Source organism: Bacillus sp. UNC41MFS5, from assembly GCF_000686805.1.
Map to the genome: position 1 here is coordinate 474,771 of NZ_KK366018.1, position 25,252 is coordinate 500,022.

Sequence of the window (25,252 nt, forward strand, 5' to 3'; positions counted from 1 at the left end):
GAAGCCCAACGGTCACTAGTGGAAGCGACTAATGACCGTTGAAGCTGAAATAGGAGCTCAACGGTCACTAGTGGAAGCGACTAATGACCGTTGAAGCTGAAATAGGAGCTCAACGGGCAGTAGTGGAAGTGACAAATGACCGTTGAAGCTGAAATAGGAGCTCAATGGGAACTAGTCAGATCACAAAAAATGAAATTTTGTATAAAATTACACTTAAAATATTGAACATTCATGATTTTTTAAACGAGTTACCCCTTCCCTGAGCAAATCTCGTGTTTCTATGAGCGTATTTTAAGAAGCAACAATTTTTTACAAAAGAGCGAAATAAAAAGGAGTGTTTCATGGTGCCTGACACCGATGCAACACTCCTTTTTATTTCCAACATCTATCTCCTAAAGATAATATAGTCTAAAATAACAGGCTCGGTATCATTCGCTCTTAAAAGTTGATTGATCTGTCCTCGGTGATATTGTCCATGAAGTGCAACATGGGTCAAGATGTCCCTTACCGAATTCTTAAACTCTATGCCTTTACTGTTCCTGTACGAAACGATTTGTTCGAGAGCTGGGTTAGTTAAACCCGAAAGGAATTCTTTGAAGTTTTGATTATTTCGGTTAGCCAATTCTACACATGATTCTATACTAACATCAGCCCATATAGGCAAGTTTGAACTGTCTGATCCGTTTAGCCGAGTAAACCACACCTGTTCTGCTAGAAGGATATGTGAGAATAGCCTGTTTATTTGTTCATTCTTCCTTTCCATATTTTGCAAGGTTTCAAGAATTCGTTGATTAGACCATTGTAAATGCTCAAACATATTTCGGATTGTTTCCATGTGACCGCCTCCACGAAATAATCAATATAAACCTATGGGCTTTAATGGATGATAAAAAAGGAAAAGAGAACGAGCAATTAAGCAGTGAGGAACTATTAAAGCTATTATTTTATTATTTATATTTATAATTAAGAACATTCTAGTATACCTAGAAACTATATTTCAAAAAGGTAAATCTTCATCACTAATAAAATGTAGTATATTGCCCTGGCCCGTTAAATTCCTTCCTTGATCCTCTTGTCCCTCTATTTCAGCTAAGGAAATTCCATCCTGAAAACCATTTGATGTATAATCTGAAATAAAATAGAAGGAACCAAAACCATTATCATATAATTTTTCCATTTCTTTTTCGCGTTTATTGCTCCCATTTTGTTTTTGCCTTTCGATTAATGACTGATTCACCTGTTCCTTATAGGATTGTTTAAACTTGTATCCTAATATCTCCAGTTCCTTAATTGCACACAAAAGGTCAACGCCAAACCATTTGCTGTATCCTTTTGCGATATTTTTGCCATTGTATTGTTCGGCCCATTTCTTCGCATTTTGAAGTCTAGCATTGCGATTATAACGATTCCTTGTAGGAGGACCACACGATTTATTCTTACTTTTTGCCATTACTCATCCCGCTCTATTCATCAATGATTGTCGCACTTCTGTTGATTTCTTTCACTTAACCATTTATGTAACCTACTTTTTTGTTTCTAGATATAAAAAAACCTACTCATCTTCATCATGAACCCAATTAATCGAATAATACGACTCCATTATAGCTTCCTGGAACCCCCAACCAATTCGGTCAACATTAGAGATAATCCTATGTAATCTTGAAGAAAATGCTTTATATAATTCTTCATCCTGATCACATTCCATGGCTACTTGATCAAACATTCTCACTAAACTAGAGTAAAACCCTTCATTTATATCGCCATATGAATTTGTAAATTTCACACCCATTTCCACATAAAAAAGCATTAAGTCAACTGTCCGTTTCTCATCATTCGTTGCCTTTTTAAAAGCGGTTATTTCATTTTTAGCCTCCGCGAGTTGGAGTTTCCCAAATTCTCTTTCCGGAAAAAATTCATTCTCAATTTTTTCTGGGTTTGTTGAAATAGAACTTCTATTACTTCATCCCCTAGAAATTTACTGGATAAGTAGTTCTGAACCTCTTTGTTTGACTTGAACATAGCTACGATCAGTTCAATCAATTCCTTTTGCTCATATCCGTTTAACTGTTTTTTTAAATCACTAATCTTGATTTTCATAGGAATCCTCCATTACTACATTCATCTCTGCAATTAATCTTCATAAACTTTATGTGCATGATATTTAAAGCCAAGATATTGATAGTTTTGTTTTCTATACATTTCTCTTGGAGTGTCTTCACCATCTGCTACTAAGATGATGGTCTTATCAAAAAATTTCTCCATAACAAATTTTTGCAGCCTGCTCCCTATTCCTTTTTTCTGAAAGTTTTCATCAACCACCAAACCATCAATTTCTGCGGTTTCTTCTGTAATAATCACATCTACTGATCCTGCCGGAACTCCATTATAATAGGCAAGCAGCTGTTGAATATTCTTATCTTCATAAATTCGTTTAGCCAATTCTCTTTTTTGATTTGCAAATTCAGAACCCAACTCCAAATCATGCTTATACTGCAATTCAAGAAAAGTTTCAAGGTTTTTATCCGTCACACCTTGTACCTCTATATCCGGGTCGTGTATCACCAAAGGAAATTGTTTAGGCTGGATGGCGTACAATTCGAGAAAACCAATACTATAACCTGAATCATTCATGTAAGCAACTAATTCCTCCGCTGGTTTTTCGTTTGGAGGAAAGTAAAACTTAACATATTGATTTTATCCCCTTTTCCGTAAATGTCCGACCACATGAACCGTCCAAATTCATTATATACGTTTTCTACAATCGTTGGAGTAATTGACATTTTTTAGAATGGGGACCACTTGGAGTTTCTTAAATGTATTTTATTAGAACCTATGCAAAAAGAGGAGTATGATGAGGTAGAGATAATTAATAAAACCAACAACTAAAGGAGTATTTTTCAATAATGAACTATATTCAGCGAGGGACACACACATTTAAAATGGTAAACATTGCTTTATTTGCCGGTGGTTTTAATACATTCGCTATCCTTTGGGGGACACAACCATTACTACCGGAAATCGTGAAGGAATTTCATATTTCACCAGCTGTATCCAGTTTAAGCTTGTCCTCTACTACCATCGCTTTAGCCATTAGTATGTTGATTGCTGGTTCTTTATCAGAAGTATTTGGCCGGAAACCAGTCATGACTATTTCTTTGTTTGCTTCATCGATTCTATCGATTTTAACAGCATTTAGTCCAAATTTTCATCTATTAATCTTATTTAGAATTTTACAAGGGATTTCATTAGCGGGATTGCCAGCTGTTGCGATGGCCTACTTAGGTGAGGAGATTGATCCTAAAAGTTTAGGACTGGCAATGGGGTTATACATTAGCGGGAACTCCATTGGCGGCATGGGCGGTCGAATAATTAGTGGAATTTTAACCGATTATTCTAGTTGGCATGTAGCATTGGCCATTATTGGAATCATTAGTTTACTTGCTAGCCTTATTTTCTGGTCTATTTTACCGAAATCTACACATTTTAAACCGCGAAAATTTGAAATAAAAAAGTTAGCAACTTCTTTGTTTGTCCAATTTAAAGAACCAGGTCTCGTTTATTTATTTTTAACTGGATTTCTATTAATGGGATGCTTTGTATCGTTATATAACTACATTGGTTTTGAACTAATGGCTCCACCTTATTCATTAAGTCAAACCTTAGTTGGCTCTATATTTATTGTGTATATTGTTGGAACATTTAGCTCTACTTGGATGGGTATGCTAGCTGATCAATACGGCAAAAGAAAACTATTAATGTTGTCCTTGATTATTGTATTATTCGGGGCATGTATGACGTTAAATTCGTCTTTATGGTTAAAAGTAATTGGAATTGCCATTTTTACGTACGGTTTTTTTGCTGGACATTCGATTGCGAGTGGTTGGGTTGGACAAATTGCTACTCATGACAAAGCCCAAGCATCATCCCTATATTTATTTTTCTATTATGCGGGATCTAGTATCGGAGGAACGGCGAGTGGTGCATTTTATAGTAGTTTTGGCTGGTATGGTGTTGTCTCCATGATTGTAGTTCTCACGATAATTTCTATCATCATAGTGATTCGTTTAGGCAGCATTTCTATAAGAGCATTACGGCATTCTCCACATAGAATTTAAGAAACAAGGAAGCATACTCGCAATGTTGTACAAGATCTACACTTTATAACGTTTTGGGATAAATGAATACAAAAAAGCCCTAGGACCTTCCAAAATAATTGATTAGGCCCAGGGCTTTCATATTCAAATATAGGCACTAAACAAAATAAAATAGAACCACCAATTTTTTTTAATCTACATAAACGCCCCAACCATCAGAATAACCGCCATGTGGTTTACTTAAGTCATTTAATTTATTCTGCATTTTAATTATTTCACTATAATTTAATAGCATTCTTTTCGAGCAAGAACATGCCCACTCATCCGTTTCGTCGTCTTGCTCAAGGAAACAGTTGAATCCTTCTCCTTTTAGTACTTGCGATAATTTTTCACCTGTCACTTGATCAGGCACGGCCACAAAAAATTCGACTGATTGTGGTTTCTTAAAATTCACACCATCTTTATAAAGACTTTGTAAAGCCTCTCCGTCCGCATCATTTGGAAATTTCATTGGTTTTTCCTCCATATTCTAATACATTCATTGTTCATTATAATTCACTTATTTCAATTCCACAAAATTATAAATTCAACACCTTGACTTAACATATTATTAACATCTTCTACATACTCTCTTAAAATACGAATTATATAATGTGTATTGTACAATTCATTACTAAATAAAGGAGGATATGAATGTTCTTAAAAAAATTAACTCAAAATGGCTTAATTACGATTGTTTACTATAAAAATGGAGCTTTGCAAACCTTAAAAGGGCGCGTTTATCGCCTCAATCTAAAAGACCAATTGCTTTCTTTAAAAGATGAAAAACAAATGTTATTCTCCATCCGTTTATCATCTGTTAGACATATTTATTAACTGTTTCATGTTTCAACTAGTATTCATCTATTAAGGCTGAATTAAGGAATATCTAAACCTAGCATAGGTTATTTTTTTTGCTTAAATTATTACTTTGGGCAAAAAGAAGATGCCTTGGTCATGTTCTACCAAGGCACCTACTATTTTGGAATGTGCTTTTTCAAAAATGCGATTTAGCTATGCGTGATACTTATTTTTGACCCGGCTAGTTCGGCCCGACTCCTTGCCTCTTCAACAGACTCCCCCGAACTTAGGACCACAGCCATCCGACGGCCCACCTTTGTTTCAGGCTTTCCAAAGATTCTTACCTGGGTATTTGGGATAGACAAGCTGTCTGCAACTCCATCAATGTGGTATTCCTTGCTCTCTTTCTCTGCTTTAATCGTCCGACTAGCGCCAGGTTTTAACAACTGAACACCTGGAATCGGATAACCCAAAATGGCTCTTATGTGCAGGGCAAACTCGGAAAGATCCTGCGTAGCCATAGTAACCATCCCCGTATCATGTGGTCGGGGAGAAACTTCACTAAAATAAACACCTTTTGCCGAAAGAAATAATTCAACTCCAAAAAGTCCGTATCCACCTAAGGCATCGGTGATTTTTTTTGCGATGTCCTGCGCTTCTGCTATTTGTTCCTCTGACATGGCATGTGGCTGCCAGGATTCAATATAATCCCCATCTTTTTGCACATGACCGATTGGGGCACAATAGGTTGTTCCTGAGACAGAACGAACCGTTAAGAGCGTGATTTCGGAATCAAAGTGAATAAATTCTTCAACAATCACTCGAGCTTTTTTGCCTCTACCACCCGAAATTGCCTCATTCCACGATATTTCAACATCCTCGAAGGAACGACAAATGGTTTGTCCTTTTCCAGATGAACTCATAATCGGTTTAATTACACATGGAATTCCGATTTCTTGTACAGCACTCCTTAATTCCTCCAACGTGTCTGCAAATGCGTATTTCGCCGTAGGAATTCCCAGTTCTTCGCTTGCCAATCTTCGGATTCCTTCTCGATCCATCGTCAGGTTAGTTGATTTGGCCGTTGGTACAATGCAGAAACCTTCGTTCTCAAGATCAATTAATGTTTCCGTTGCGATTGCCTCAATTTCTGGAACAACCAAATCTGGCTTTTCTAGTTCGATAACTCTTCGCAGCTCTACTCCATCGAGCATATCGACTACATAAGAATGATCGGCTACCTGCATGGCTGGGGCATTTTCATAACGGTCAACAGCAATCGTCACCATACCCAGTCGCTGAGCCTCGATAATCGTCTCTTTTCCGAGCTCTCCCGAACCAAGTAACATCACTTTCTTCGGTTTGCTAGAATTTGAGGAACTAAACATCTTATCCACTCCTAATTGTTTGCTTTTTAGCTATAATAACGTATATCCCTTCGGAATATCAATAGAAAAATAGATTAAAGTACGAACATTTATTTATTATAAAATATTTATCATTCGTTAACCACAAAGTGATTCACGCTTACAATACCTAATAACAGCACATCATTTTAAATCCTTTTGGTAATCCTTCTTTTTAATGAGTTTTAGCGTAAAACGAATATAAAATTGGTCGGTTCTTCACTCAACATGACAAAAATGTCACTTTAGAATTTGATAAATCGATGGTTGGGCGGACACATTAGCCAGTAAAGTAAGGTGGTGAAGGAGGAATACACAATGACTACGATTATAAAAACAAAAAACCTATCTAAATCTTACGGTAAGACACAAGTCTTAAAAAATATTGATTTGACAATTGAAAAAGGGGAATTCACCGCGATTATGGGGCCATCCGGCTCTGGGAAGACGACATTAATGAATACCCTCTCAACAATTGACACCTTCAACGGCGGGGATGTTTGGATTGAGGGAAAATCAATGTTAAATTTGAAAAAGAAAGCCTTACGGGAATTCCGCCAAAAACGAATGGGATTTATTTTTCAAGATTACAACTTACTTGATACATTAACGGTGAAAGAAAATATTCTGCTGCCGCTCTCGTTACAAAAAACACCTGTTGTGGAAATGGAGCAGCGACTAGCAAAATTGATTGAAGCGTTGAATATTGAAACGATCTTACATCAGTATCCGTCTGAAATTTCCGGCGGGCAAAAGCAGCGCACGGCTGCAGCGCGGGCGCTTATTACCAATCCAGCGATTGTCTTTGCTGATGAGCCGACGGGTGCACTTGATTCCCGATCTGCCACTCAACTTTTAGAACAAATTCAATTACTCAATCAAACATTTAATACAACGGTTCTGATGATTAGCCACGATCCGTATGCTGCGAGTTATTGCCAGCGTGTAATTTTTCTTCGTGACGGAAAAATCGTCAATGAAATGTTTAAAGGAGAACAATCGGAAAAAGAATTCTTCGATAAACTCTTAATGATTCAAAGTGTTATAGGGAGTGACAAGCGATGAACTTAATTGATTTATCATGGAGGAATATGAAGCGGAACTTCCGTTTGTATATCATCTATTTCATTTCCATGCTTGTCGGGGTTGTCATTTACTTTACCTTTTCCGGTTTAACGTATAATAAGGACGTAGTAGAAGCCATTCAAAATAAAGAAAACTATAAAATGGTTATTTCCATTGCCTCGGTTACCGTCTTTTTGTTTATTGTGTTCTTTATTTTGTACGCGAACTCCTTTTTTATGAAGCAGCGAAAAAAAGAATTTGGCATGTATTTACTTTACGGGATGAAAGAAAGACAAGTTGCAACAATGATTTTTTTTGAAACGTTATTCTTGAGCGCCATTTCTGTATCCTGTGGTATCTTAATCGGAGGATTACTATCGAAATTTTTCGGTGCAGTATTAATGAACTTAATGCACTACAATGAGGACATTTCTTTTGCTTTTCCCCTGGAAGCAATCGTCTCAACTATTCTGTTATTCGCTTTATTAGTCGTTATCATTACAATTCAAAGTTATTTTAACGTCCGTCGTGTGCAGCTAGTTGAATTATTTCATGCAAAAGAAAAAATGGACAAACCGTTTAAATTTTCTTTTGGCTTGGCACTATTGTCAATCATACTAATAGTAGGATCCTATTACACGATTACTCTTTCGGGAGATACAGACATATGGAAAGAGCATAAAAAGGAAACATTAATTGCGACAACTGCAGCATTGATTGTTGGGACTTATTTATTTTTCCGCCAGTTTTCCGGTTGGGTTTTACAAAAAATGAGTCATAGGAAAAATTACTTGATTGGCAACAAAATGTTATGGATTTCCTCCCTTCGCTTTTCTATCCGAGGAAATACAATAAACTTTACGTTTAATTCACTAATTAGTGCTGTTATTATCTTTGCGGTTGGTTTTATTGCAGTAGATTATGCCGTGAAAGCTGACGTGGTAAAAAAAGAATATCCAAACCATTTTGCCTTTTCGACGCAAGATGCTGAAACACAAAAACAAATGGAAGAAATGATGAATGACTCACATCCAATTATTGGTCATGAAACCATTACGGGAATTCAAACCGAAAAAATCCCAAATCGAAAACCGTTTTTTAGCTATCCTGAATATTACACAGAGGAGTTTTACCTTTTCCCTGAGTCACAATTAAAAGCAATTGTTGATTTACGCGGAGTTGGTGAAAAGGTGGATTTAGAAGGTGAAGAAGCCATTCTTTTAACAAGAGGATTAGATGAACCGACAAAGTATAAGAGTCATCAGCCTGAAATAACCGTTTTAGAAGAACATACATTTCATGTGGTCGAAAAAATCCGCTACCCGTTATTAAGTGTCCCAACGAGTCCGAGTGAAGAGTCAACCGGTCCGCAACCTTCTGTTCTCGTGATTTCAGACGAATCATTTGCGTCATTAAAAGAAAATCGAACCCTTTCTTCCTATGAAATTTATCAAATCAAAGATCCGAAGACAGCCAATGACGTATCACGAAACATTTACGATATCGTGATGAAAACAGAAGGAGCCTATTATTCAGCCTATATAGATTCGTATTCCCTTAATACAGAGTCGTCGTCTTTAGTATTGTTCTCCGTTGCGTTTTTTGCCGTCATCGCCTTGTTTGCTTTAGGAAGTGTCATTTACTTTAAACAGCTGCGCGAAGCTACAGAGGAGCGAGAACACTACGCAATTCTACGAAAAATGGGAGTTGACAATAAAGAAATAAAAGAGATTATTCGGAAGCAATTACTGTTCGTATTCTTACCGCCACTCATACTTGGATTGGTACACAGTTGGTATCTTTTATACTATACCGTCATCCTAATTATAAAAGATTTACCTTCCTTAACGACAATTATCTTTTCCGTCATGGGATTATATGTATTCACTTATCTAATCTTTTACCTCTCATCAACATCGATTTACTACAAAATTATCAGCGAAAAAAACACACGGTGAGTGGTATGTTATCAAGTCCTAAATTAAAAAAAGTTAAATAAAATAAAGGACATAACATATTTTATATGACTAATATGTTATGTCCTTTCTTCTTCAACTAAAGCATCCCGATGTTATCGTTCAACTTCTTGCGATACTTATCCTTCCAAGTTTGCTCATCCTTCACTAGGTCGTCGCAGAAAGCAGCAACGTCCTCGCCTGTAAGGTCAGTGACTTTCTTGCCTTCCGCTGCACCTTCCTCGAAGAAATCGAGAATGCCGTTAAAGATACGGCTGCTGTCCTTCCAGTCGGTGGGACCACCACCAGCAGTCCACATATATTTTTGCATAGCTTTGTAAGGTTTGCGGTACTCACTTGGAAGTGCCTTCGCGCGCGCCTCCATCGCCCTCCATTCCCGCTTGTCATCCAGACTTCCGATAATTTTTTCAAAAATATTCATTTTACTTCTCTCCTTTTGATTTTATTAGTTTTGAGTTCGTTAATTTTACTTGAAACGAAATTCCATTTTTTCCAAAATATCTTAAGATGCTCTTGACCATCTGAGTTCAGTGTGTAAAATTTTCTCGGCGGTCCTATAGTGGATGGCTTTTTCTCGATGTCCACCAGATTGTTTTTCTCTAGCCGCATGGTAATCGTATAAACTGTGCCCTCAACCACATCAATGAAGCCAAGTTCTCGCAGCTGTTGAGTGATTTCATATCCGTAAGTTTCGCCACGGCTGATGATTTCAAGCACACACCCCTCAAGCACCCCTTTCAGCATTTCAGTGATATTTTCCAATTTTTTACCTCCATTTATATTTTACTTATATTTTTTTAGTACTCTGTAACACGGGTATTTTGTGTTACTTATATTCAGTGTTACTTACTACTAGTATATAGTATTACTAAATAGTATCTTTTGTCAATAAAACTTTACGTCAAAAGAGCCCGTTTTTACGGCTTCAAAGGTGTTTTTATAAAATTTGACAGCTTAGACTTTAGCCAGACATGTGATTATTCTCAAGAAGATCTAAATAAATTTGTAATTCATAGTTTATTCCCATTTCCCGATAGCCTCTTTGTGTTATTTTTTCAAAAGCAAAAAAACAAGTTATTTTCATAGCTTGTTTTAAATGCTTTCTATCATTCTATACCCAACACCTATTTCAGTTAGAATGTATTTTGGCTCAGCAGGATTTGATTCTAATTTTCTGCGGATATTTGCCATATTGACTCGTAATGCTTGCGTTTCATTGTTGTAGGGTCCCCATATTTTTTTAATGATAAAGTCATGTGTTAACACTTTGCCAGCATGCTCAGAAAGCAAAGTAATGATTTTGTATTCAATTGGAGTAAAATGAACTTCCTTCCCTTGGATAAGAACTTTTCGTTTCTCAAAATCGATTTCAAATTCTCCAACGCAAAACTTTTTGAGACTTTGATCATCACTTTCTATAGCTTTCTTATTTCGCCTAATAGCAGTCCGAATTCGAGCAAGCAACTCTGAAGTGCCAAATGGTTTTGTAATATAATCATCCGCACCTAGGTCAAGCGCTTCTACTTTTTCCCGTTCATGACCACGAGCTGATACAACAATAATAGGCACCTCGCTCCATTGTCTAATAGCTCTTAAAACCTCGATTCCATCAATATCTGGCAATCCTAAGTCCAACAAAATTAAATCAGGCGAATGAGAAGCCATCATTGAAATGGCTTCATTTCCCTTTTTAGTTTTTATGATTTGATAATGATTAGAAGTTAATATAGCAGAAATAAAATTGCTTATACCTGCTTCATCTTCAACGATTAAAATCAAAGTTTTATACACCATTTTACACAGCCCTTCTTTAGCTTACCTGTTATTTCTGAACCTGATTTAATTGTTATGATAGTGGTAAAGAAAATCTGAATACTGCTCCACCTGACTTTCGATTTTCTGCACTCATTTTACCTTGATGTGCCTTAATAATCGACATACAGATGGAAAGTCCTATTCCCATCCCTCTTGATGAATCGGCACTTTTCTTTCCATTTGGTACAAAACTTGTAAATAAATATGGTAAATCTTCAGCAGCAATTCCTTCTCCGTTATCAATTACCTCAATTACTGCATAATTCTTATTCTTTTTCACATTTACATCAATTGCTGTATTGTTTTGTGAATGTTTGACCGCATTTTCAAGAAGATTAATCAGGACCTGTGCAATTAATGTGCCATCCATGGGAACAATTAAAAGTTCATTAGGTACCTTTACAGAAATATCGCTCTCTGGAAATCTCTTTCTAATTCGACTTACTGCTTCTGCAACAATTTCCTCAGCAGCCTCCGGTGATTTGGAAACATTCATTGTTCCTTCATGGATTCGTGTTACAGACAACAAGTTTTCTACCATTCGAATTAACCATTGGGAATCTTCTATTATGTTCGCAATCAAATTGTTTTTTGTAGACTCATCAAAGGATGCTTGATTTTCGAGAATGGCAGAACTCGCACCTAGAATAGCTGTTAGGGGTGTTCTTAAATCATGTGAGATTGCGCGCAATAGATTACTTCTCATTTTCTCTTTTTCAGATTCTACCAGAATTATGCGCTGTTCATCTGATAAATACTGGCGTTCTAAGGCCATTGCTACTTGTGCAGTAATCATTTGTAAAAAAAGACGATCATCATGATCGAGAGAGTTTTTTTTACAGGATATTCCCATTACACCAAGTATCTTTTTTTGTGATACAACAGGAAAATAATAAGCTTTTGCTCCCATTAGTGTGTCAGTTCCAGCTCCAGCCGGTTTGTGGTTGACAAATACCCAATGTGCGACTGCTTTTTCACTCTCAGATTGTAAAATATCGTCCTTTATCTCTTCTGAAAATTGCTTCAAGTATCCTATTGTCCCGTTTTCGGGATCTTCTGTATAAAAAATTACTGTTCGTTTAAACAGTTTAACTACATATTCATTTGTCAGATTCACAATACTATCAAGCCCTCTGGCAGCTAACAACTTTTTGTTTATTTCATAAAGAACCTCTGTCCGACGCTCTCTTTCTACAGCAAGTCTTGCTTGTGTTTTAATACGAACCGTCAAAGCACTTGCAAACAATGCGACTAACAACATAATGAAAAAGGTAACTGGATATCCTGCTTGAATAGCATTAAATGTGTAATAAGGTACAGTAAAAAAGAAATTAAATGCTAGAACACTTAAAAATGAAGAAACTATACCATAGAGATACCCTATTGTGATTCTAGAGATAACGAGTACCGACAGTATATAAACCATTATCACATTTTGTTCACCGATTCCAAGCGCACGAAGTTCAATTGAAACAATAGTTGCTAACATTAATAATACAATAGACTTAAGAGCATCTCTCCAAAAAAACTGTACTTGACTACTAAGATGAAATCTTCTCGTTTTTCTATAAGTCCGGGGTGTGTTACTATCAGGAATGATATGAATCTCCAAACTTGGTAAAAGCGATATAAGCTGGTCTTCAAAATCCATTTCAAAGACGTTCTTAAATGATTTCTTATTTCGACTCTTACCAATCACAATATTCGTGATACCTGATAGCATTGCATATTCTGCAACAGCTGTTGCAATATTGTCTCCATTAATTGTTACAATTTCAGCACCTAATTTCTCTGCTAAATCCATATTCATCCTAAGCGTTTTTTGTTGCTGTTCTGTAAATCGACCACTATCCATATTTTCTACATAAACAGCTACCCAAGGTGCATGAAATGCTTCAGCCGTCCTCGCAGTCCATCTAATGCATTTCGCTGACGAGGGAGAGGGACCAATACAAACTAAAAGTTTTGTATTGGCCATTTTAGCGAAACTACGTCGTGTATTCAGGTTCTCATGGCTGATTCTATCCGCAACTTTCCGCATGGCTATCTCACGTAAAAGTCGAAGATTTTCCACTGTAAAAAAGTTATTAATAGCTATTGCAACTCTGTCAGGGCTATATATTTTTCCTTCTTCAAATCGTTTTAATAATTCTACAGGATCAATATCAATTAGTTTTACGGAATCTGCGCGATCAAAAAAGGTATCTGGTACAGTTTCTCTTACAGTAATTTTTGTTATATCTTGAACAATATCGTTCAAGCTTTCAATATGTTGGACATTTACGGTTGTATATACATTTATACCAGCATTCAAAAGTTCCTCAATGTCCTGATATCGTTTCTTGTTACGAAGACCATTAGCATTAGTATGAGCAAGCCCATCCACTAAAATGAGTTCAGGCTTCCTGATTAAAGCTGCATCTAAGTCAAACTCCTTGAGCTCTATGTTTTTATAAGAAATCTTTTTCGAAGGTAACATTGACAAACCTTCAAGAAGTTGCGTGGTCTCTGGTCTCGTATGCGGTTCAACATATCCTATTAAGACATCAACACCATTGCCAAAATGTTCTCTTGCCTCGTCTAACATCGAATAGGTTTTTCCTACACCTGCTGCATAGCCAAAGAAGATTTTTAGTTTACCAACTTTCTTTTGTTGTTCAAGTATGTCATCTAAAAGCTTATCCGGATTTGGACGTTTATCTTCTTGCATCATACGAAATCACAATCCTTTATAGTAGACCATCAAGCGCTATATTTACCTTTAAAACATTTATTCCAGGTTCTCCAATAAATGCGAGAAATCTGTCTGTAGTATATTGATTGATAATTTTTCTAACTTTATCTTCACTTATTCCTCTTGTTTTTGCAATTCTTGACACCTGATATTCTGCTGCTGCAGGTGAAATATATGGATCGCATCCACTACCTGAAGCTGTAACTATATCCATCGGGATATCAGATTTGTTGTCTGGATCAAATTTATGCCACCAATCAATTCGCTCTTGGACAAGTTTTAGAAAGATTTGTTGTACCCATTAATCTCCCAATTAAATATTTTGGTTCAGTAAATTTTTGTGCAATTAATTCGGAACCTACGTCTTTCTTTGTTCCATCTTTTAATGTAACCGTGACAATGCTTCCATTTGATTGGTTTGGGAATATTAGTTGAGCAATTCCAGTTACTACACACGTATACACAACTCAACAAAGAATTGTCAATGTAATAAAAATAAACAATGCTGGTCTAAATGTTTTTGATATGTTAGTCATCACTACCACCTCACAAAAGACCGCTTACGGTCAGAATCATATCTATCAGTTTGATTGCAACGATGTCGAATAATCCCTTCGATATCTCATTGTGAAATTTACAAAATTAAATACCTGGGAAAAACGCTGTTAGTGATTCCAACAGCGTTTTCTTAAAATTGATGAAAAATTTTTATCAAGAAAAATCCATTAATTGTTCTTAATTAAAAAATTTCTTGCACAATATTCAATAATTTCTCTCCTTCTAATGATCCCTATAAAAATACCTTTGTCATCAACAACAGGGACAAAGTTTTGTTCCATCGCTCTAGAGATGATAGCCTCCATTTCTTCATTTATGGATATTGCTTTGTTTTGTAAATGGAGCGGGATTTCTTCAATCCTGACGTGATTGGTATGTTCAAAATCTAAATGTGGAGTATTTTTTAACTTCCAAAGCAAATCACCTTCTGTTAAAGTACCTGCATATTTACCATCATCATTTATTAAAGGAATGGCTGAATATCTATGAAACTCCATCTTTTCTAATGCTTGTCTCATTGTGCATTTATAGTTTAGATGGACTACTTCTGATTTAGGTAAAAGAAAAAATGCAATGTTCATCTTCGTTCTTTCCTTCCGTAATTACAATCTCTGGTTTTGCTGGTCTGCTACCACCAATACATCCATATGCCGTACCTGTCTTAGCAATCTTTGAAAAACAGAACCTTTCACAATCTCCTCCCACCGAGTTCGTGCAGATTGGCCAATAATGACTTGAGTTGCTTGTTTTTCATTCATTTCGCTAACCAGTTTTTTAAAGACATGACGCCGACCCTTAGTTTCATACATTACAAATATCCCTCCAAGCCGTTCTGTCAACTGCCGGATCTTAATAAACACTTGCTCCTCTTCAGGGGATAATGGATGATGGTCTTTCACATAGGAAACATACCAGGTGGCTTTCAAACGGTATGCAATCCGAAACCCGCGCCGAATCAGCCTTTCACTGTCATGTCTCAGGTTGGTACAAACAAAAATCACTTCCTGCTTTCGCCATGGTCCCCTTAAGTTTCGTTTCCTTTCAAATGCCTCGAGACGTTCATCCACATCATCAGCTACCTCTCGTAAGGCCAGTTCCCTTAGTGCTATAAGATTACCGGTTTTAAAAAAGTTATTCAGCGCCTGCTCCACTTTAGCGGCTGCATAAATGCGACCTTCTTTCATACGTTCGCGCAATGACTTGGGAGAGATATCGATTAATTCAATTTCATCTGCTGTTCTTAGAATGTGATCTGGCACGGTTTCCCGAACCCTTACACCTGTAATTTGCTCCACACTGTCATTCAAACTTTCTAAATGTTGAATATTCATGGTAGATATTACAGAAATACCAGCTCTTAAAATCTCCTCTACATCCACATATCGTTTGGAATACTTACTTCCAGGCACATTGGTATGAGCCAGCTCATCAACTAACACGACTTCAGGATTACGCTTTAAAATCGCTTCGGTGTCCATTTGCTCTAATTTTGTTCCTTTATAGGGAATGATTTTCCTAGGAATGATCTCTAGGGAGCCGACTTGTTCGAGCGTTTCTTTCCTTCCATGGGTTTCTAATAAGCCTATAATAATATCAATGCCCTTTTTCTTTAATTCATTGGCTTCCCGCAGCATGGTGTAAGTTTTTCCAACCCCTGGAGCGGCTCCAATATACACCTTTAACTTACCACGATTAATTTTATTTATTTTCTCCTCCAATTCTTTAAACGTGAGGCGACGATATGGATTTAATCCACCTTCCTCTTCCTTCATTTGTTTTGTCGGGATAACACGTTCACCATCTTTTTCCGCCCGGTCTGCCACAATAAACACATCTATATTTCTCGTCTTTCGAAGTATTTTATTAATAATCGACCCATATACAATTTCTTCCCAGCGAGTCCGTTTCGATTGTCCCATTACAATCCGAGTCACATTATGTTCTGTTGCAAATTGCACGATTTGATCTGAAACCGCTTCGCGTTCCAACGGTAGTTCCTGAAACTCTCCTCCAACCTTTTCAACCAATTTCATAATAGATCTTTTGAAAGTGAGTTCGTCCTTGGATAAATTTTTATTTGCAAAACAAACAACCAGCAGCTCTCCACCTAATCTTTTCGCAATTTGCTGGCCGCGTCTAATCAGGATCGATCCATTCCAATGGTACTGCACTGTCACTAAAATTTTTTCCGATGCCCCAGACGGACCGATCATTCCATGCTTTTCTCTATATTCATCAAGTGCATCATTGACCTCGCCCGCAAAAAAACGAAGAGCGAGTTCACGCAGGACGGTGAGATTGCTCCGATGAAAGAGTTTATCTCTCCCTCGCTTTTCCTCATAATCTACCTTGATGTCTCCTTCTTGAAGCCTTGTTAGAATCACTTCGGGGGTTACATCTAACAGCTTAACTTCGTCCGCTTGAGCTAGCGTATCTTCAGGGACAATGCAATGGACTTTCACCTTTCCCCCAGTCATTTTGTCTGCTATTCCCTTCATCCCCTCAAGCTCATAAATATTGACCGTGGTAATCACACTTATTTTTCTATTTAAGAGATAGTTAATGTCGTCAAAGCGCGTTGGCCTCTGAGCATCTGGCCGATTGCGATGAGCTAATGCATCGACTAATACAACTTCTGGATTTCGTGCGATGATTGCATCCACATCCAGGTCATATCTCACTTCCCCTTTGTTTGTACATGCTATGGAAGGTATGATTTCTAAACACCCAATTTGTTCTATTGTTTTGGGACGATTGGAAGTACTTACAATGCCAATGACCACATCGATTCCTCGTTTTTTCAAGACATTTCCTTCCTGCAGCATGTGATAGGTTTTGCCCGAACCGCTTACTGCTCCAAGGATTATTTTTAAATGGCCTCTTCGGATTTTTTGTATGGATAATAAAATTTCCTCAGGTGTTTTTTTCCGGAATCCCTCTTCCCTCATTCCAGCACCTCCATGCCTAACAAACAATAAGGAGAGATATCTTCTCTCCTTTATTCTAACTATTTTAGCTCACTCATCATTTTTCTTTTTTAATATGTCTATAAAGATTAATATGAAAAGTACCAAAAATGGAGTTATAAACCCTAAAATATCACTGAATGTTTTCAAAGGGTTTCACCTAGTTTCCATCATAATTGATCAAGAGCCATATTTAATTCCAAAACGTTCACCCTAGGCTCACCAAAGATTCCTAATTGGCGGCCTTCTGTTTTTACTTTTATTAATCGATAAAGATCTTCTTCTTCAATCCCTCTTTCCTTAGCAATTCGCGGAACTTGGATTTCTGCTGCTAAAGGCGAAATGTGTGGGTCAAGACCCGATCCTGAATTTGTCAATAAATCTGCAGGTATATCTTCTTTCTTTACATCCGGATTAGCTGCAAGAAAAGCCTCGATATCTTTTTTTGTGCGTTCAATCATATCTTTATTTGAAGGGGCGTAATTCCCAGATCCGGATCCAGCTGCGTTGTATTCAATAGAAGAAACTCGTCCGCTGAAATATTTAGGATCCTTGAACATCTGACCGATTAATTTCGAACCAACTACCTCTCCATTACTTTCTATTAAGCTCCCTTCAGCCTTAGCCGGCATGGTCAAGGCTGAAAGGCCCGTAACAGCCATAGGATAGGCTAGACCACAAATAATTAATAATACAAGGCTGATTCGTAAATTTTTTAACATTATTACTCACCACTTTAGTTTAGTATGATTAAATAAACAGGCTTAAAGCAATATCTATCAATTTTATGCCTATAAACGGCACGACTACTCCGCCCAAGCCATAAATAAACAGGTTACGATTCAACAATTTGGTTGCACTCATCGGAATATATTTAACGCCCCTCATAGCCAATGGAATGAGCAATGGAATGATGATAGCGTTAAAAATCAGAGCTGAAAGAATCGCACTTTCCGGAGTTTTCAAGTTCATGATATTCAGCGCACCCATTTCCGGTATTGCCAGCATGAACATGGCAGGAATGATGGCAAAATATTTGGCCACATCATTTGCGATACTAAAAGTCGTCAGTGCTCCCCGAGTCATCAACAGCTGCTTACCGATCGAAACGACTTCGATTATTTTGGTTGGATCTGAGTCCAGGTCAACCATATTTGCTGCTTCCTTTGCCGCCATGGTTCCGCTGTTCATCGCAAGACCGACATCGGCTTGTGCAAGAGCAGGTGCATCATTCGTACCGTCACCTGTCATCGCCACCAGTTTCCCCTCGGATTGTTCTTTTTTGATAACAGCAATCTTATCTTCCGGCTTTGCCTCTGCAATAAAATCATCCACACCTGCTTCTTTTGCAATCGTTGCGGCCGTCAATGGATTGTCTCCCGTACACATGACGGTCTTAATCCCCATTTTTCTCAACTCATCAAATCGTTCCCTCATACCAGGTTTCACAGTATCTTTTAAATAAATTAATCCTAGGATCCGTTTGCCTTCTGCTACCGCTAAAGGTGTACCGCCTTCGATTGCAATGGTCTTTGTTTTTTCGTCGAGGTCGGCAGGAATATGTCCGCCTTGCTTTTTCACATATTCTTTGATCGCGTCAACGGCACCTTTACGAACTTCATGGCCGCCTAGAAAATTCGTTCCACTCATTCTGGTTTCCGCTTTAAATTCTACCCCTTCTGAGCCGCGAATCTCAGGGACGTCAGCATTTAGTTTTCTGCCCAATTCGATAATCGACCGGCCTTCAGGCGTTTCATCATGAATGGAGCTAGCCATCGCCGCACGGTTTAATTCATCCTGAGTACTATGTTGCACTGTAACAAATTCTGCTGCCATCCGGTTACCGTGGGTAATCGTACCCGTTTTATCAAGAATGATCGTATTAATATCTCCTGCTGCCTCTACTGCTTTACCTGACATAGCGATGACATTAAATTGGGTTACTCGGTCCATACCGGCAATTCCTATTGCCGAAAGAAGTCCCCCAATCGTGGTCGGAATCAAACAAACAAGCAAAGCAATTAAGGTTGCAATGGAAATACTTGCATTGACATAAGAAGATAAAGGAACAATCGTTGTACAAACAATCAAAAATATTAAAGTCAGACTGACTAAAAGCGTGTTTAACGCGATTTCATTTGGTGTTTTTTGACGTTTAGCCCCTTCGACCAGGCAAATCATCCTATCCAGGAAGGATTCACCAGGATCGGCAGTAATCTTCACTTTAATCCTGTCACTGGTTACTCTTGTACCGCCAGTAACGGAACTGAAGTCACCGCCAGATTCTTTAATAACTGGAGCAGATTCACCTGTTATGGCTGATTCATCTACTGATGCGACACCTTCAATCACTTCTCCGTCCCCAGGTATCATTTCGCCGGCTTCAACCAGGACGATGTCGCCTTTTCGCAATTCCGCGGAATCAACGATATGATAAGAACCGTCTCTCTGGAATCGTTTCGCTTTTGCATCCTGCTTCGTTTTCTTCAAACTGTCTGCCTGTGCTTTCCCCCTGCCTTCCGCTAATGCTTCAGCAAAATTAGCGAATAATATCGTAATAAATAAAATTCCGCAAACTATCCCATTAAACAAAGGGTCTGATTTTTCACCGAAAAGGGATGGAAAAATCGACAATAGGAGTGTAATAACAAAACCAACTTCTACTACAAACATGACAGGATTTTTTACCATGACCATTGGATTCAGTTTGATAAACGAATCATTTATAGCATTTCTGACAATATCATTACTGACCGCAGTTTTACGCGTTGTGTTCATATAGGAATACTCCTTTACATTCTGTATTCTTTCATTATCGTATCGTCAGCCATTCGGCCACCGGTCCGAGTGCAATCACTGGGAAGAAGGTTAGGGCCCCGACGATCAATACGGTTGCGAGCAAGATAACAAGGAATGTGCTGTTATCGGTTTTAAAGGTTCCAAGCGTTTCCGGTACAGGTTTTTTCGCCATCAAGGAGCCTGCTACGGCAATCATGGCAATCATCGAGAAATATCTGCCAAACAACATGACCAGACCTGTTGAAATGTTCCAGAACGGAGTATTGTCCCCTAATCCCTCGAATCCGGAACCATTATTGGCTGCTGAAGAAGTGAATTCATAAACTATCTGTGAAATGCCATGGAATCCAGAATTAGAAATAGCAACGGTTCCCATTTCAGTAGCTAAAGCAATAGCAGAAGGAACTAAAATGATGAACGGATGGATCAGGATGGTGATCGCTATCAGTTTCATTTCCTTTGCCTCGATTTTCCGTCCTAAAAATTCTGGTGTACGTCCAACCATTAATCCCGCCAAGAATACAGCTAAAATGGCATACATTAAAATATTAATCGTTCCAACACCGTCACCGCCAAACACACAGTTAAGCATCATCTCTCCCAGTGGAACAAGTCCCCCTAGTGGTGTAAGCGTATCATGCATGTTGTTTACCGTCCCTGTCGTAGCAGCGGTGGTTACGGCAGTAAACAGTGCAGATTGTGCAATACCAAACCTGACTTCTTTTCCTTCCATACTGCCATGTTCCTGTGATAATCCGATGTTCTCCAAAGCCGGATTTCCATTGGCTTCGCTAAAGTAGGCGAGCGTCAAGAACCCAATGAACATAATCCCCATCGCAGAGAATATGATGATTCCCTGCTTCCGGTTTCCGCTCATTCGACCATAGGCAAACGGCAAAGCAGCTGGAATCAAAAACATAGACAGTATTTCCATTACGTTTGATAACGGTGTAGGATTTTCAAATGGATGGGCAGAGTTTACTCCGAAGAAACCTCCTCCATTCGTTCCTAAGTGCTTAATAGATTCTAATGCAGCGACAGGACCCCGAGCGATCAGCTGTTCTGAACCCTCTATCGTTTTGGCAGTTACTGTCGGTTCCAATGTTTGCGGAACTCCCTGGCCAACAAGGAACAAGGCGACTACGAAAGATAATGGAATAAGAATACGAGTATGGGCACGAACTAAATCAACATAAAAGTTACCAATGCTTCTCTGACCGGTTATGCCTCTGAAAAAAGCAATACATAGCGCTAAACCAGTGGCAGGAGTTGTAAACATAAGGTACATGATCACCATCATTTGGGATAAATAAGATAGTCCTGATTCTCCGCTATAGTGCTGCAGGTTCGTATTCGTTAAAAAACTGGAAATGGTATTAAAAGATAAAAGCGGCCCCATTGCAGCGATTTCACTTGGATTACCTGGCAATATGTGCTGAAAGCGCACAATGATATATCCAATACCAAACATAACAAGGTTACTTACTAAGAGTGCTTTCGCATATTGCTTCCATTTCATATCTGTCTGTTGAATACCAGAGATCTTATAGATTGCTCTTTCAGCTCCCCCGAAAACCCGGTCCAATTTAGTTGTTTCTAAGGAGAAAGCCGTTGCTATATAACGCCCCATTAGAATGGCCAAGGTCACAACCAAAGCCAGAACTAAGGCTATTTGAATGAAATCCATTTTGTTTTCCTCCGCGTAAAAAAATTTAATATCTTTCAGGATTTATAAGTGCATCGATTAAATAAACCGTTAATCCACCAACAATGACCATTAATAGAATCATGATTTTCCGCTCCCTTGATTCTCTATGACGATTTCACAGAACTTGATAAATCCAAAAAACACTGCAAAGCTAAGAATAATAAGTCCAATCGAAATAAAATCCATATATTTGCTCTCCTTCCCCTTTTGACGAGAATGAATTTAATATTTTACTCCTGAGAATAGCCCAGATTTTAATACATAACGGATATTCTCATCACCTCCTCAAGCCTTCTGCCGGTGTTATCTACTCTTCATCAGATTTCACTAATCGGTCGGAAAATTAATCAATTTATCTTCTTGAATTGATTTTATTGAATTTGGAATAAAGATAGTGTTCAGATACTGGAGGATGGTGTAAAGATTCTGTTAAGACTTGATAATAAAATTAATAAGTACACACAAACAAGCAACCTATTATGAAAGAAAAAAACCAGTAGGTTATTCTCTACTGGTTTAACACCTATATAGCCACCACAAAAAACGGTATGTGTTCAGTTTATAAAATTGGTACCTCTAAGTAACAAATCAAATACGCATAAGAAAAGAGGATATATGCTCATATATTGAACATAATATCCTCTTATTAGTTAAGGCTATTTAATATTTTACTAATCGTTTGTTTTTTGTCCGATAGGAAGGTATAACTTTCCTATCAGGCATAAGTGCACTTAGGAATACTTAGTGAGCATAATCATCGCAGTCGAAAGCTCTGCTTTCGACGAACTACTCCTCTGTCTTCGCCCTTAGGGGCTCGCCAATCGGCGAGTTTTCTAATAGTCTTAAATACGGATCGCTATCTATCGGGAAGTGAATAATAAATTGGGTGTACTCCCCCACTTCCGATGTACAACTAATGTAATGTCCTAGTTTGTTACTTAACTGTTGGGCTAAATATAACCCCATTCCTGTTGACTTCGTATATGTCCGTCCTGTCTCTCCAGTAAAACCTCGATTGTAAATTCGTGGCAAATCTTTTTGACTAATGCCAATACCATTATCTCGAATAAGAAGTTGTTTTTCTTTTGGAGTTTCGAATGCTGAAATGGTAATTTTTCCGCCATGTTCGGTATATTTTAAGCTATTCGTCACTAACTGATTGACGATAAAATGCAGCCATTTCGGATCGCTTTGAACCTTCAGTGAATCTGCCTGTATGTCAATACGGATTTTTTTTGAAAAAAAGGTTTTCGAATGAGCCTTAACGATCTCTTTTAAAATCTGGATAACGTCACAATTTTGAATATCGTAATCCTGGTTAAAGCTATCAAGTTTGGCATAATAGAGAGCTTGATCAACGTAATTTTCAATCTTTGCAATCTCTTCCCTTAAACTATTTGCGTCCATATCGGTTTGCTGCAGTAAGCGAAGAACGGCAATTGGTGTTTTGATTTCATGGAACCACGAAACGATAAAATCATAATGATCTTTTTGCCTTTCTTGAATCCGATTCATTTCACGGATATGCGCCCTATTAAGCTCATCGATGTGAACTCTAGCGAATTCTCCTTCCAGCGACAAACTTTCATCATCCTCGCTTTTCATCTGTCGGATCACACGTACAGTTTGCTGGTAGCGAAATAATAAAAATCCAAGTAACGCAGTCGAAGATAGGGCGAAGGCATAGAAGAATGTCTCCCATGCCAAGCTGCCATTACTATCGGTAAAAAATACCGCGGCTGAAATCAGAAAACTAGCCAGATATAAATAAATATAAGGCTTTTCATAAGTTAGATAACGCAGGAAGGTCATTCGATCAAATACCCCATTCCTTTCCGGGTGAGGATAAATTCCTCCATGCCGAGCGCAGCAATTTTTCGGCGCATCCGGTTCACATTCACGGTCAGTGTGTTATCGTCAACGAACTGATCCTCATTCCATAGGGCCTGCATTAAGTCCTCGCGCGACACAATTTTCCCGATATTCCTCATCATCAATTGTAAAAGAATAAATTCGTTCCGGCTTAACTCACTGCTTTGCCCTTTATAGTCAATTGTTGAATTGGTGACATTTAATTTCAAGCCCCGATGGATGAATCGAATGTTCTCCTCTTCCTGATACGTATATTTCCGGCGGATGAGCGCGCTGATTTTTGCGACAAGAATATCCAAATCAAATGGCTTCTGGATAAAATCATCCCCACCCATATTTATCGCCATAATGATATCCATATTCTGATTTCTGGATGAAAGGAATATAATCGGCACCTTGGAAAAGGAGCGTATTTGCTGGCACCAATAAAAACCATCAACAATCGGAAGATTGATATCCAATAGCACAAGATGCGGTTCTGACTGTTTAAATTCCATAAGAATTTGGTCAAATTTAGTCACTTCTACCACATCATACTGCCATTTTTTCAACGTATCAGCGACGATCTGTCTAATTTTCTCATCATCCTCAATCATCATTATTTTATACATATAATCCCTCATTATTGTAAAAATGGTCACTTCATTTATTTTAGCACAATCTTTTTAAGCATTTCTTGCTTAGATTTTTTTAAATCTACTTGTTGTATGAAGGTAAAATAAATTACAATAGATTGGTAAATTAACGGATTATAAGAAGAGATAGTAAGAATAACACTATTATATTTAAATAAAAAAAGATAAAATAAAAAGTAATTTAAAATTGACGATAGAGGTGCCAAAGTGAAAGAGATTCTTTTGATTTTACTGTTACAATTGATTTATGTACCTATTTACACGCTGCGAACAATCTTTTTGGTTAAAAATATAACAGTGTTAGCATCGATTCTAGGTATTGCAGAAATGTTGATTTATGTTTTTGGCCTTTCACTCGTATTTGGTGGAGATCAAAGTATTATATCAATGGTTGTTTATGCCGTTGGATTCGGGTTAGGAATTATACTTGGGACGAAATTGGAACAAAAAATAGCGATTGGTTATATAAACGTAACGGTTAATACACAAGAAAAAAATAGTAGTTTGATAGACACATTACGAAAAAATGGCTTTGGCGTTACTTTATATACGGGAGAAGGCCGAGACAGTGAACGTTATCGAATGGAAATATTAACAAAGAGAAATAGAGAAAATGAACTAATAGCTACTGTCGAAAAATTTGAACCAAATGCGTTTATTATTTCATATGAGCCAAGACGATTTAAAGGCGGTTTCTTATTAGATCGACTTCGATAGATAAATTGAAACACAACGAAAAGTTGTGTTTCTTATTTTAATTTATACGCAATTTTTGCAAATAGAA

The 25,252-nt window shown here is 37.7% G+C and carries 26 protein-coding genes and 1 pseudogene; 5 read left to right on the plus strand and 22 right to left on the minus strand.

Annotated features, from left to right (window positions below; genetic code table 11):
• Positions 1-385: 385 nt before the first annotated feature.
• From BR30_RS0125970 to BR30_RS38545, 6 genes and pseudogenes are all read right to left on the minus strand, one after another.
• A complete protein-coding gene (locus tag BR30_RS0125970; RefSeq protein ID WP_026567572.1) occupies positions 386-835 on the minus strand; it encodes a DinB family protein in 450 nt (149 codons plus the stop codon).
• A gap of 162 nt (positions 836-997) precedes the next feature.
• On the minus strand, positions 998-1,450 hold the full coding sequence (locus BR30_RS0125975; protein WP_026567573.1) for a hypothetical protein: 453 nt from the start codon (positions 1,448-1,450) through the stop codon (positions 998-1,000).
• 102 nt (positions 1,451-1,552) lie between these two features.
• Positions 1,553-1,945: a DUF6155 family protein gene (locus tag BR30_RS35430; RefSeq protein ID WP_331280816.1), complete on the minus strand. Its 393-nt coding sequence runs from the start codon at positions 1,943-1,945 to the stop codon at positions 1,553-1,555.
• Positions 1,855-2,097 (minus strand): hypothetical protein, encoded by a 243-nt coding sequence (locus BR30_RS38195; RefSeq protein WP_231507813.1) that lies wholly within the window; start codon positions 2,095-2,097, stop codon positions 1,855-1,857. Before BR30_RS38195 ends, BR30_RS35430 begins: the two co-directional genes overlap by 91 nt.
• A gap of 33 nt (positions 2,098-2,130) precedes the next feature.
• Complete coding sequence (locus tag BR30_RS34580; protein WP_269320653.1) at positions 2,131-2,562, minus strand: GNAT family N-acetyltransferase; 432 nt, start codon at positions 2,560-2,562, stop codon at positions 2,131-2,133.
• 39 nt (positions 2,563-2,601) lie between these two features.
• Positions 2,602-2,679, minus strand: a pseudogene (locus tag BR30_RS38545) (GNAT family N-acetyltransferase); the annotation flags it as partial.
• Between the two features lie 224 nt (positions 2,680-2,903).
• On the opposite strand from BR30_RS38545, the gene BR30_RS0125990 reads away from it, so the two are divergent.
• A complete protein-coding gene (locus BR30_RS0125990; RefSeq protein WP_026567574.1) occupies positions 2,904-4,115 on the plus strand; it encodes an MFS transporter in 1,212 nt (403 codons plus the stop codon).
• A gap of 169 nt (positions 4,116-4,284) precedes the next feature.
• On the opposite strand, the gene BR30_RS0125995 is transcribed toward BR30_RS0125990, so the two are convergent.
• On the minus strand, positions 4,285-4,605 hold the full coding sequence (locus tag BR30_RS0125995) for a ribonuclease E inhibitor RraB (RefSeq protein WP_026567575.1): 321 nt from the start codon (positions 4,603-4,605) through the stop codon (positions 4,285-4,287).
• Positions 4,606-4,787: 182 nt separating this feature from the next.
• Here BR30_RS0125995 and BR30_RS0126000 point away from each other — a divergent pair, with 182 nt between their 5' ends.
• Entirely contained in the window at positions 4,788-4,970 is a 183-nt protein-coding gene (locus tag BR30_RS0126000) for a YolD-like family protein (protein ID WP_026567576.1), read from the plus strand.
• A gap of 173 nt (positions 4,971-5,143) precedes the next feature.
• On the opposite strand, the gene purT is transcribed toward BR30_RS0126000, so the two are convergent.
• Positions 5,144-6,322, minus strand: coding sequence for a formate-dependent phosphoribosylglycinamide formyltransferase (gene purT / locus BR30_RS0126005; protein ID WP_026567577.1), 1,179 nt, complete (start codon positions 6,320-6,322; stop codon positions 5,144-5,146).
• 336 nt (positions 6,323-6,658) lie between these two features.
• Here purT and BR30_RS0126010 point away from each other — a divergent pair, with 336 nt between their 5' ends.
• Together BR30_RS0126010 and BR30_RS0126015 are read left to right on the plus strand one after the other, a co-directional pair.
• Positions 6,659-7,405 carry an ABC transporter ATP-binding protein gene (locus tag BR30_RS0126010; protein WP_026567578.1) on the plus strand — a complete coding sequence of 249 codons (747 nt, stop codon included), beginning with the start codon at positions 6,659-6,661 and terminating at the stop codon, positions 7,403-7,405.
• The gene (locus BR30_RS0126015) at positions 7,402-9,363 is read left to right on the plus strand and encodes an ABC transporter permease (RefSeq protein WP_026567579.1); all 1,962 of its coding nucleotides are present in this window, start codon (positions 7,402-7,404) and stop codon (positions 9,361-9,363) included. The genes BR30_RS0126010 and BR30_RS0126015 overlap by 4 nt, the downstream gene beginning before the upstream one ends.
• Before the next feature lie 97 nt (positions 9,364-9,460).
• Here the strand turns inward: BR30_RS0126015 and BR30_RS0126020 are convergent, their stop codons facing one another.
• The 14 genes from BR30_RS0126020 to BR30_RS0126075 form a co-directional block, all read right to left on the minus strand.
• Positions 9,461-9,802, minus strand: a complete 342-nt coding sequence (locus BR30_RS0126020; protein WP_026567580.1) for a DUF1048 domain-containing protein — start codon at positions 9,800-9,802, stop codon at positions 9,461-9,463.
• Positions 9,799-10,143, minus strand: a complete 345-nt coding sequence (locus tag BR30_RS0126025; protein ID WP_026567581.1) for a PadR family transcriptional regulator — start codon at positions 10,141-10,143, stop codon at positions 9,799-9,801. The genes BR30_RS0126020 and BR30_RS0126025 overlap by 4 nt, the downstream gene beginning before the upstream one ends.
• Positions 10,144-10,473: 330 nt before the next feature.
• Complete coding sequence (locus BR30_RS0126030) at positions 10,474-11,175, minus strand: response regulator (RefSeq protein WP_026567582.1); 702 nt, start codon at positions 11,173-11,175, stop codon at positions 10,474-10,476.
• A 52-nt stretch (positions 11,176-11,227) separates the two neighbouring features.
• Positions 11,228-13,906 carry a sensor histidine kinase gene (locus tag BR30_RS0126035; protein WP_197032416.1) on the minus strand — a complete coding sequence of 893 codons (2,679 nt, stop codon included), beginning with the start codon at positions 13,904-13,906 and terminating at the stop codon, positions 11,228-11,230.
• 19 nt (positions 13,907-13,925) lie between these two features.
• The gene (locus BR30_RS38930) at positions 13,926-14,219 is read right to left on the minus strand and encodes a potassium-transporting ATPase subunit C (RefSeq protein WP_442853003.1); all 294 of its coding nucleotides are present in this window, start codon (positions 14,217-14,219) and stop codon (positions 13,926-13,928) included.
• Positions 14,188-14,394, minus strand: a complete 207-nt coding sequence (locus BR30_RS38935; protein WP_269320649.1) for a potassium-transporting ATPase subunit C — start codon at positions 14,392-14,394, stop codon at positions 14,188-14,190. Before BR30_RS38935 ends, BR30_RS38930 begins: the two co-directional genes overlap by 32 nt.
• Before the next feature lie 261 nt (positions 14,395-14,655).
• The gene (locus BR30_RS0126040) at positions 14,656-15,069 is read right to left on the minus strand and encodes a CBS domain-containing protein (protein ID WP_026567584.1); all 414 of its coding nucleotides are present in this window, start codon (positions 15,067-15,069) and stop codon (positions 14,656-14,658) included.
• A gap of 21 nt (positions 15,070-15,090) precedes the next feature.
• Positions 15,091-17,436 (minus strand): universal stress protein, encoded by a 2,346-nt coding sequence (locus BR30_RS38560; protein WP_026567585.1) that lies wholly within the window; start codon positions 17,434-17,436, stop codon positions 15,091-15,093.
• 188 nt (positions 17,437-17,624) lie between these two features.
• A complete protein-coding gene (kdpC, locus tag BR30_RS0126050; RefSeq protein WP_197032408.1) occupies positions 17,625-18,176 on the minus strand; it encodes a potassium-transporting ATPase subunit KdpC in 552 nt (183 codons plus the stop codon).
• A gap of 28 nt (positions 18,177-18,204) precedes the next feature.
• A complete protein-coding gene (gene kdpB, locus BR30_RS0126055) occupies positions 18,205-20,232 on the minus strand; it encodes a potassium-transporting ATPase subunit KdpB (RefSeq protein ID WP_026567587.1) in 2,028 nt (675 codons plus the stop codon).
• Positions 20,233-20,266: 34 nt separating this feature from the next.
• A complete protein-coding gene (kdpA, locus tag BR30_RS0126060) occupies positions 20,267-21,940 on the minus strand; it encodes a potassium-transporting ATPase subunit KdpA (protein WP_026567588.1) in 1,674 nt (557 codons plus the stop codon).
• 25 nt (positions 21,941-21,965) lie between these two features.
• On the minus strand, positions 21,966-22,043 hold the full coding sequence (locus tag BR30_RS38940) for a potassium-transporting ATPase subunit F (RefSeq protein ID WP_081825596.1): 78 nt from the start codon (positions 22,041-22,043) through the stop codon (positions 21,966-21,968).
• 704 nt (positions 22,044-22,747) lie between these two features.
• Positions 22,748-23,773 (minus strand): sensor histidine kinase, encoded by a 1,026-nt coding sequence (locus BR30_RS34585; RefSeq protein WP_051633783.1) that lies wholly within the window; start codon positions 23,771-23,773, stop codon positions 22,748-22,750.
• Complete coding sequence (locus tag BR30_RS0126075; protein ID WP_026567589.1) at positions 23,770-24,444, minus strand: response regulator transcription factor; 675 nt, start codon at positions 24,442-24,444, stop codon at positions 23,770-23,772. The genes BR30_RS34585 and BR30_RS0126075 overlap by 4 nt, the downstream gene beginning before the upstream one ends.
• A gap of 231 nt (positions 24,445-24,675) precedes the next feature.
• On the opposite strand from BR30_RS0126075, the gene BR30_RS0126080 reads away from it, so the two are divergent.
• Positions 24,676-25,185, plus strand: coding sequence for a DUF2179 domain-containing protein (locus BR30_RS0126080; RefSeq protein ID WP_026567590.1), 510 nt, complete (start codon positions 24,676-24,678; stop codon positions 25,183-25,185).
• The last annotated feature ends 67 nt before the right edge of the window (positions 25,186-25,252 follow it).

What these genes read in the sequence shown, in the direction of transcription:
- BR30_RS0125970 (WP_026567572.1), bottom strand. Translation starts at nt 835, where the DNA reads ATGGAAACAATCCGAAATATGTTTGAGCATTTACAATGGTCTAATCAA.
- BR30_RS0125975 (WP_026567573.1), bottom strand. Translation starts at nt 1,450, where the DNA reads ATGGCAAAAAGTAAGAATAAATCGTGTGGTCCTCCTACAAGGAATCGT.
- BR30_RS38195 (WP_231507813.1), bottom strand. Translation starts at nt 2,097, where the DNA reads ATGAAAATCAAGATTAGTGATTTAAAAAAACAGTTAAACGGATATGAG.
- BR30_RS0125990 (WP_026567574.1), top strand. Translation starts at nt 2,904, where the DNA reads ATGAACTATATTCAGCGAGGGACACACACATTTAAAATGGTAAACATT.
- BR30_RS0125995 (WP_026567575.1), bottom strand. Translation starts at nt 4,605, where the DNA reads ATGAAATTTCCAAATGATGCGGACGGAGAGGCTTTACAAAGTCTTTAT.
- BR30_RS0126000 (WP_026567576.1), top strand. Translation starts at nt 4,788, where the DNA reads ATGTTCTTAAAAAAATTAACTCAAAATGGCTTAATTACGATTGTTTAC.
- purT (WP_026567577.1), bottom strand. Translation starts at nt 6,322, where the DNA reads ATGTTTAGTTCCTCAAATTCTAGCAAACCGAAGAAAGTGATGTTACTT.
- BR30_RS0126010 (WP_026567578.1), top strand. Translation starts at nt 6,659, where the DNA reads ATGACTACGATTATAAAAACAAAAAACCTATCTAAATCTTACGGTAAG.
- BR30_RS0126015 (WP_026567579.1), top strand. Translation starts at nt 7,402, where the DNA reads ATGAACTTAATTGATTTATCATGGAGGAATATGAAGCGGAACTTCCGT.
- BR30_RS0126020 (WP_026567580.1), bottom strand. Translation starts at nt 9,802, where the DNA reads ATGAATATTTTTGAAAAAATTATCGGAAGTCTGGATGACAAGCGGGAA.
- BR30_RS0126030 (WP_026567582.1), bottom strand. Translation starts at nt 11,175, where the DNA reads ATGGTGTATAAAACTTTGATTTTAATCGTTGAAGATGAAGCAGGTATA.
- BR30_RS0126035 (WP_197032416.1), bottom strand. Translation starts at nt 13,906, where the DNA reads ATGCAAGAAGATAAACGTCCAAATCCGGATAAGCTTTTAGATGACATA.
- BR30_RS0126040 (WP_026567584.1), bottom strand. Translation starts at nt 15,069, where the DNA reads ATGAACATTGCATTTTTTCTTTTACCTAAATCAGAAGTAGTCCATCTA.
- BR30_RS38560 (WP_026567585.1), bottom strand. Translation starts at nt 17,436, where the DNA reads ATGAGGGAAGAGGGATTCCGGAAAAAAACACCTGAGGAAATTTTATTA.
- kdpC (WP_197032408.1), bottom strand. Translation starts at nt 18,176, where the DNA reads ATGTTAAAAAATTTACGAATCAGCCTTGTATTATTAATTATTTGTGGT.
- kdpB (WP_026567587.1), bottom strand. Translation starts at nt 20,232, where the DNA reads ATGAACACAACGCGTAAAACTGCGGTCAGTAATGATATTGTCAGAAAT.
- kdpA (WP_026567588.1), bottom strand. Translation starts at nt 21,940, where the DNA reads ATGGATTTCATTCAAATAGCCTTAGTTCTGGCTTTGGTTGTGACCTTG.
- BR30_RS38940 (WP_081825596.1), bottom strand. Translation starts at nt 22,043, where the DNA reads ATGATTCTATTAATGGTCATTGTTGGTGGATTAACGGTTTATTTAATC.
- BR30_RS34585 (WP_051633783.1), bottom strand. Translation starts at nt 23,773, where the DNA reads ATGACCTTCCTGCGTTATCTAACTTATGAAAAGCCTTATATTTATTTA.
- BR30_RS0126075 (WP_026567589.1), bottom strand. Translation starts at nt 24,444, where the DNA reads ATGTATAAAATAATGATGATTGAGGATGATGAGAAAATTAGACAGATC.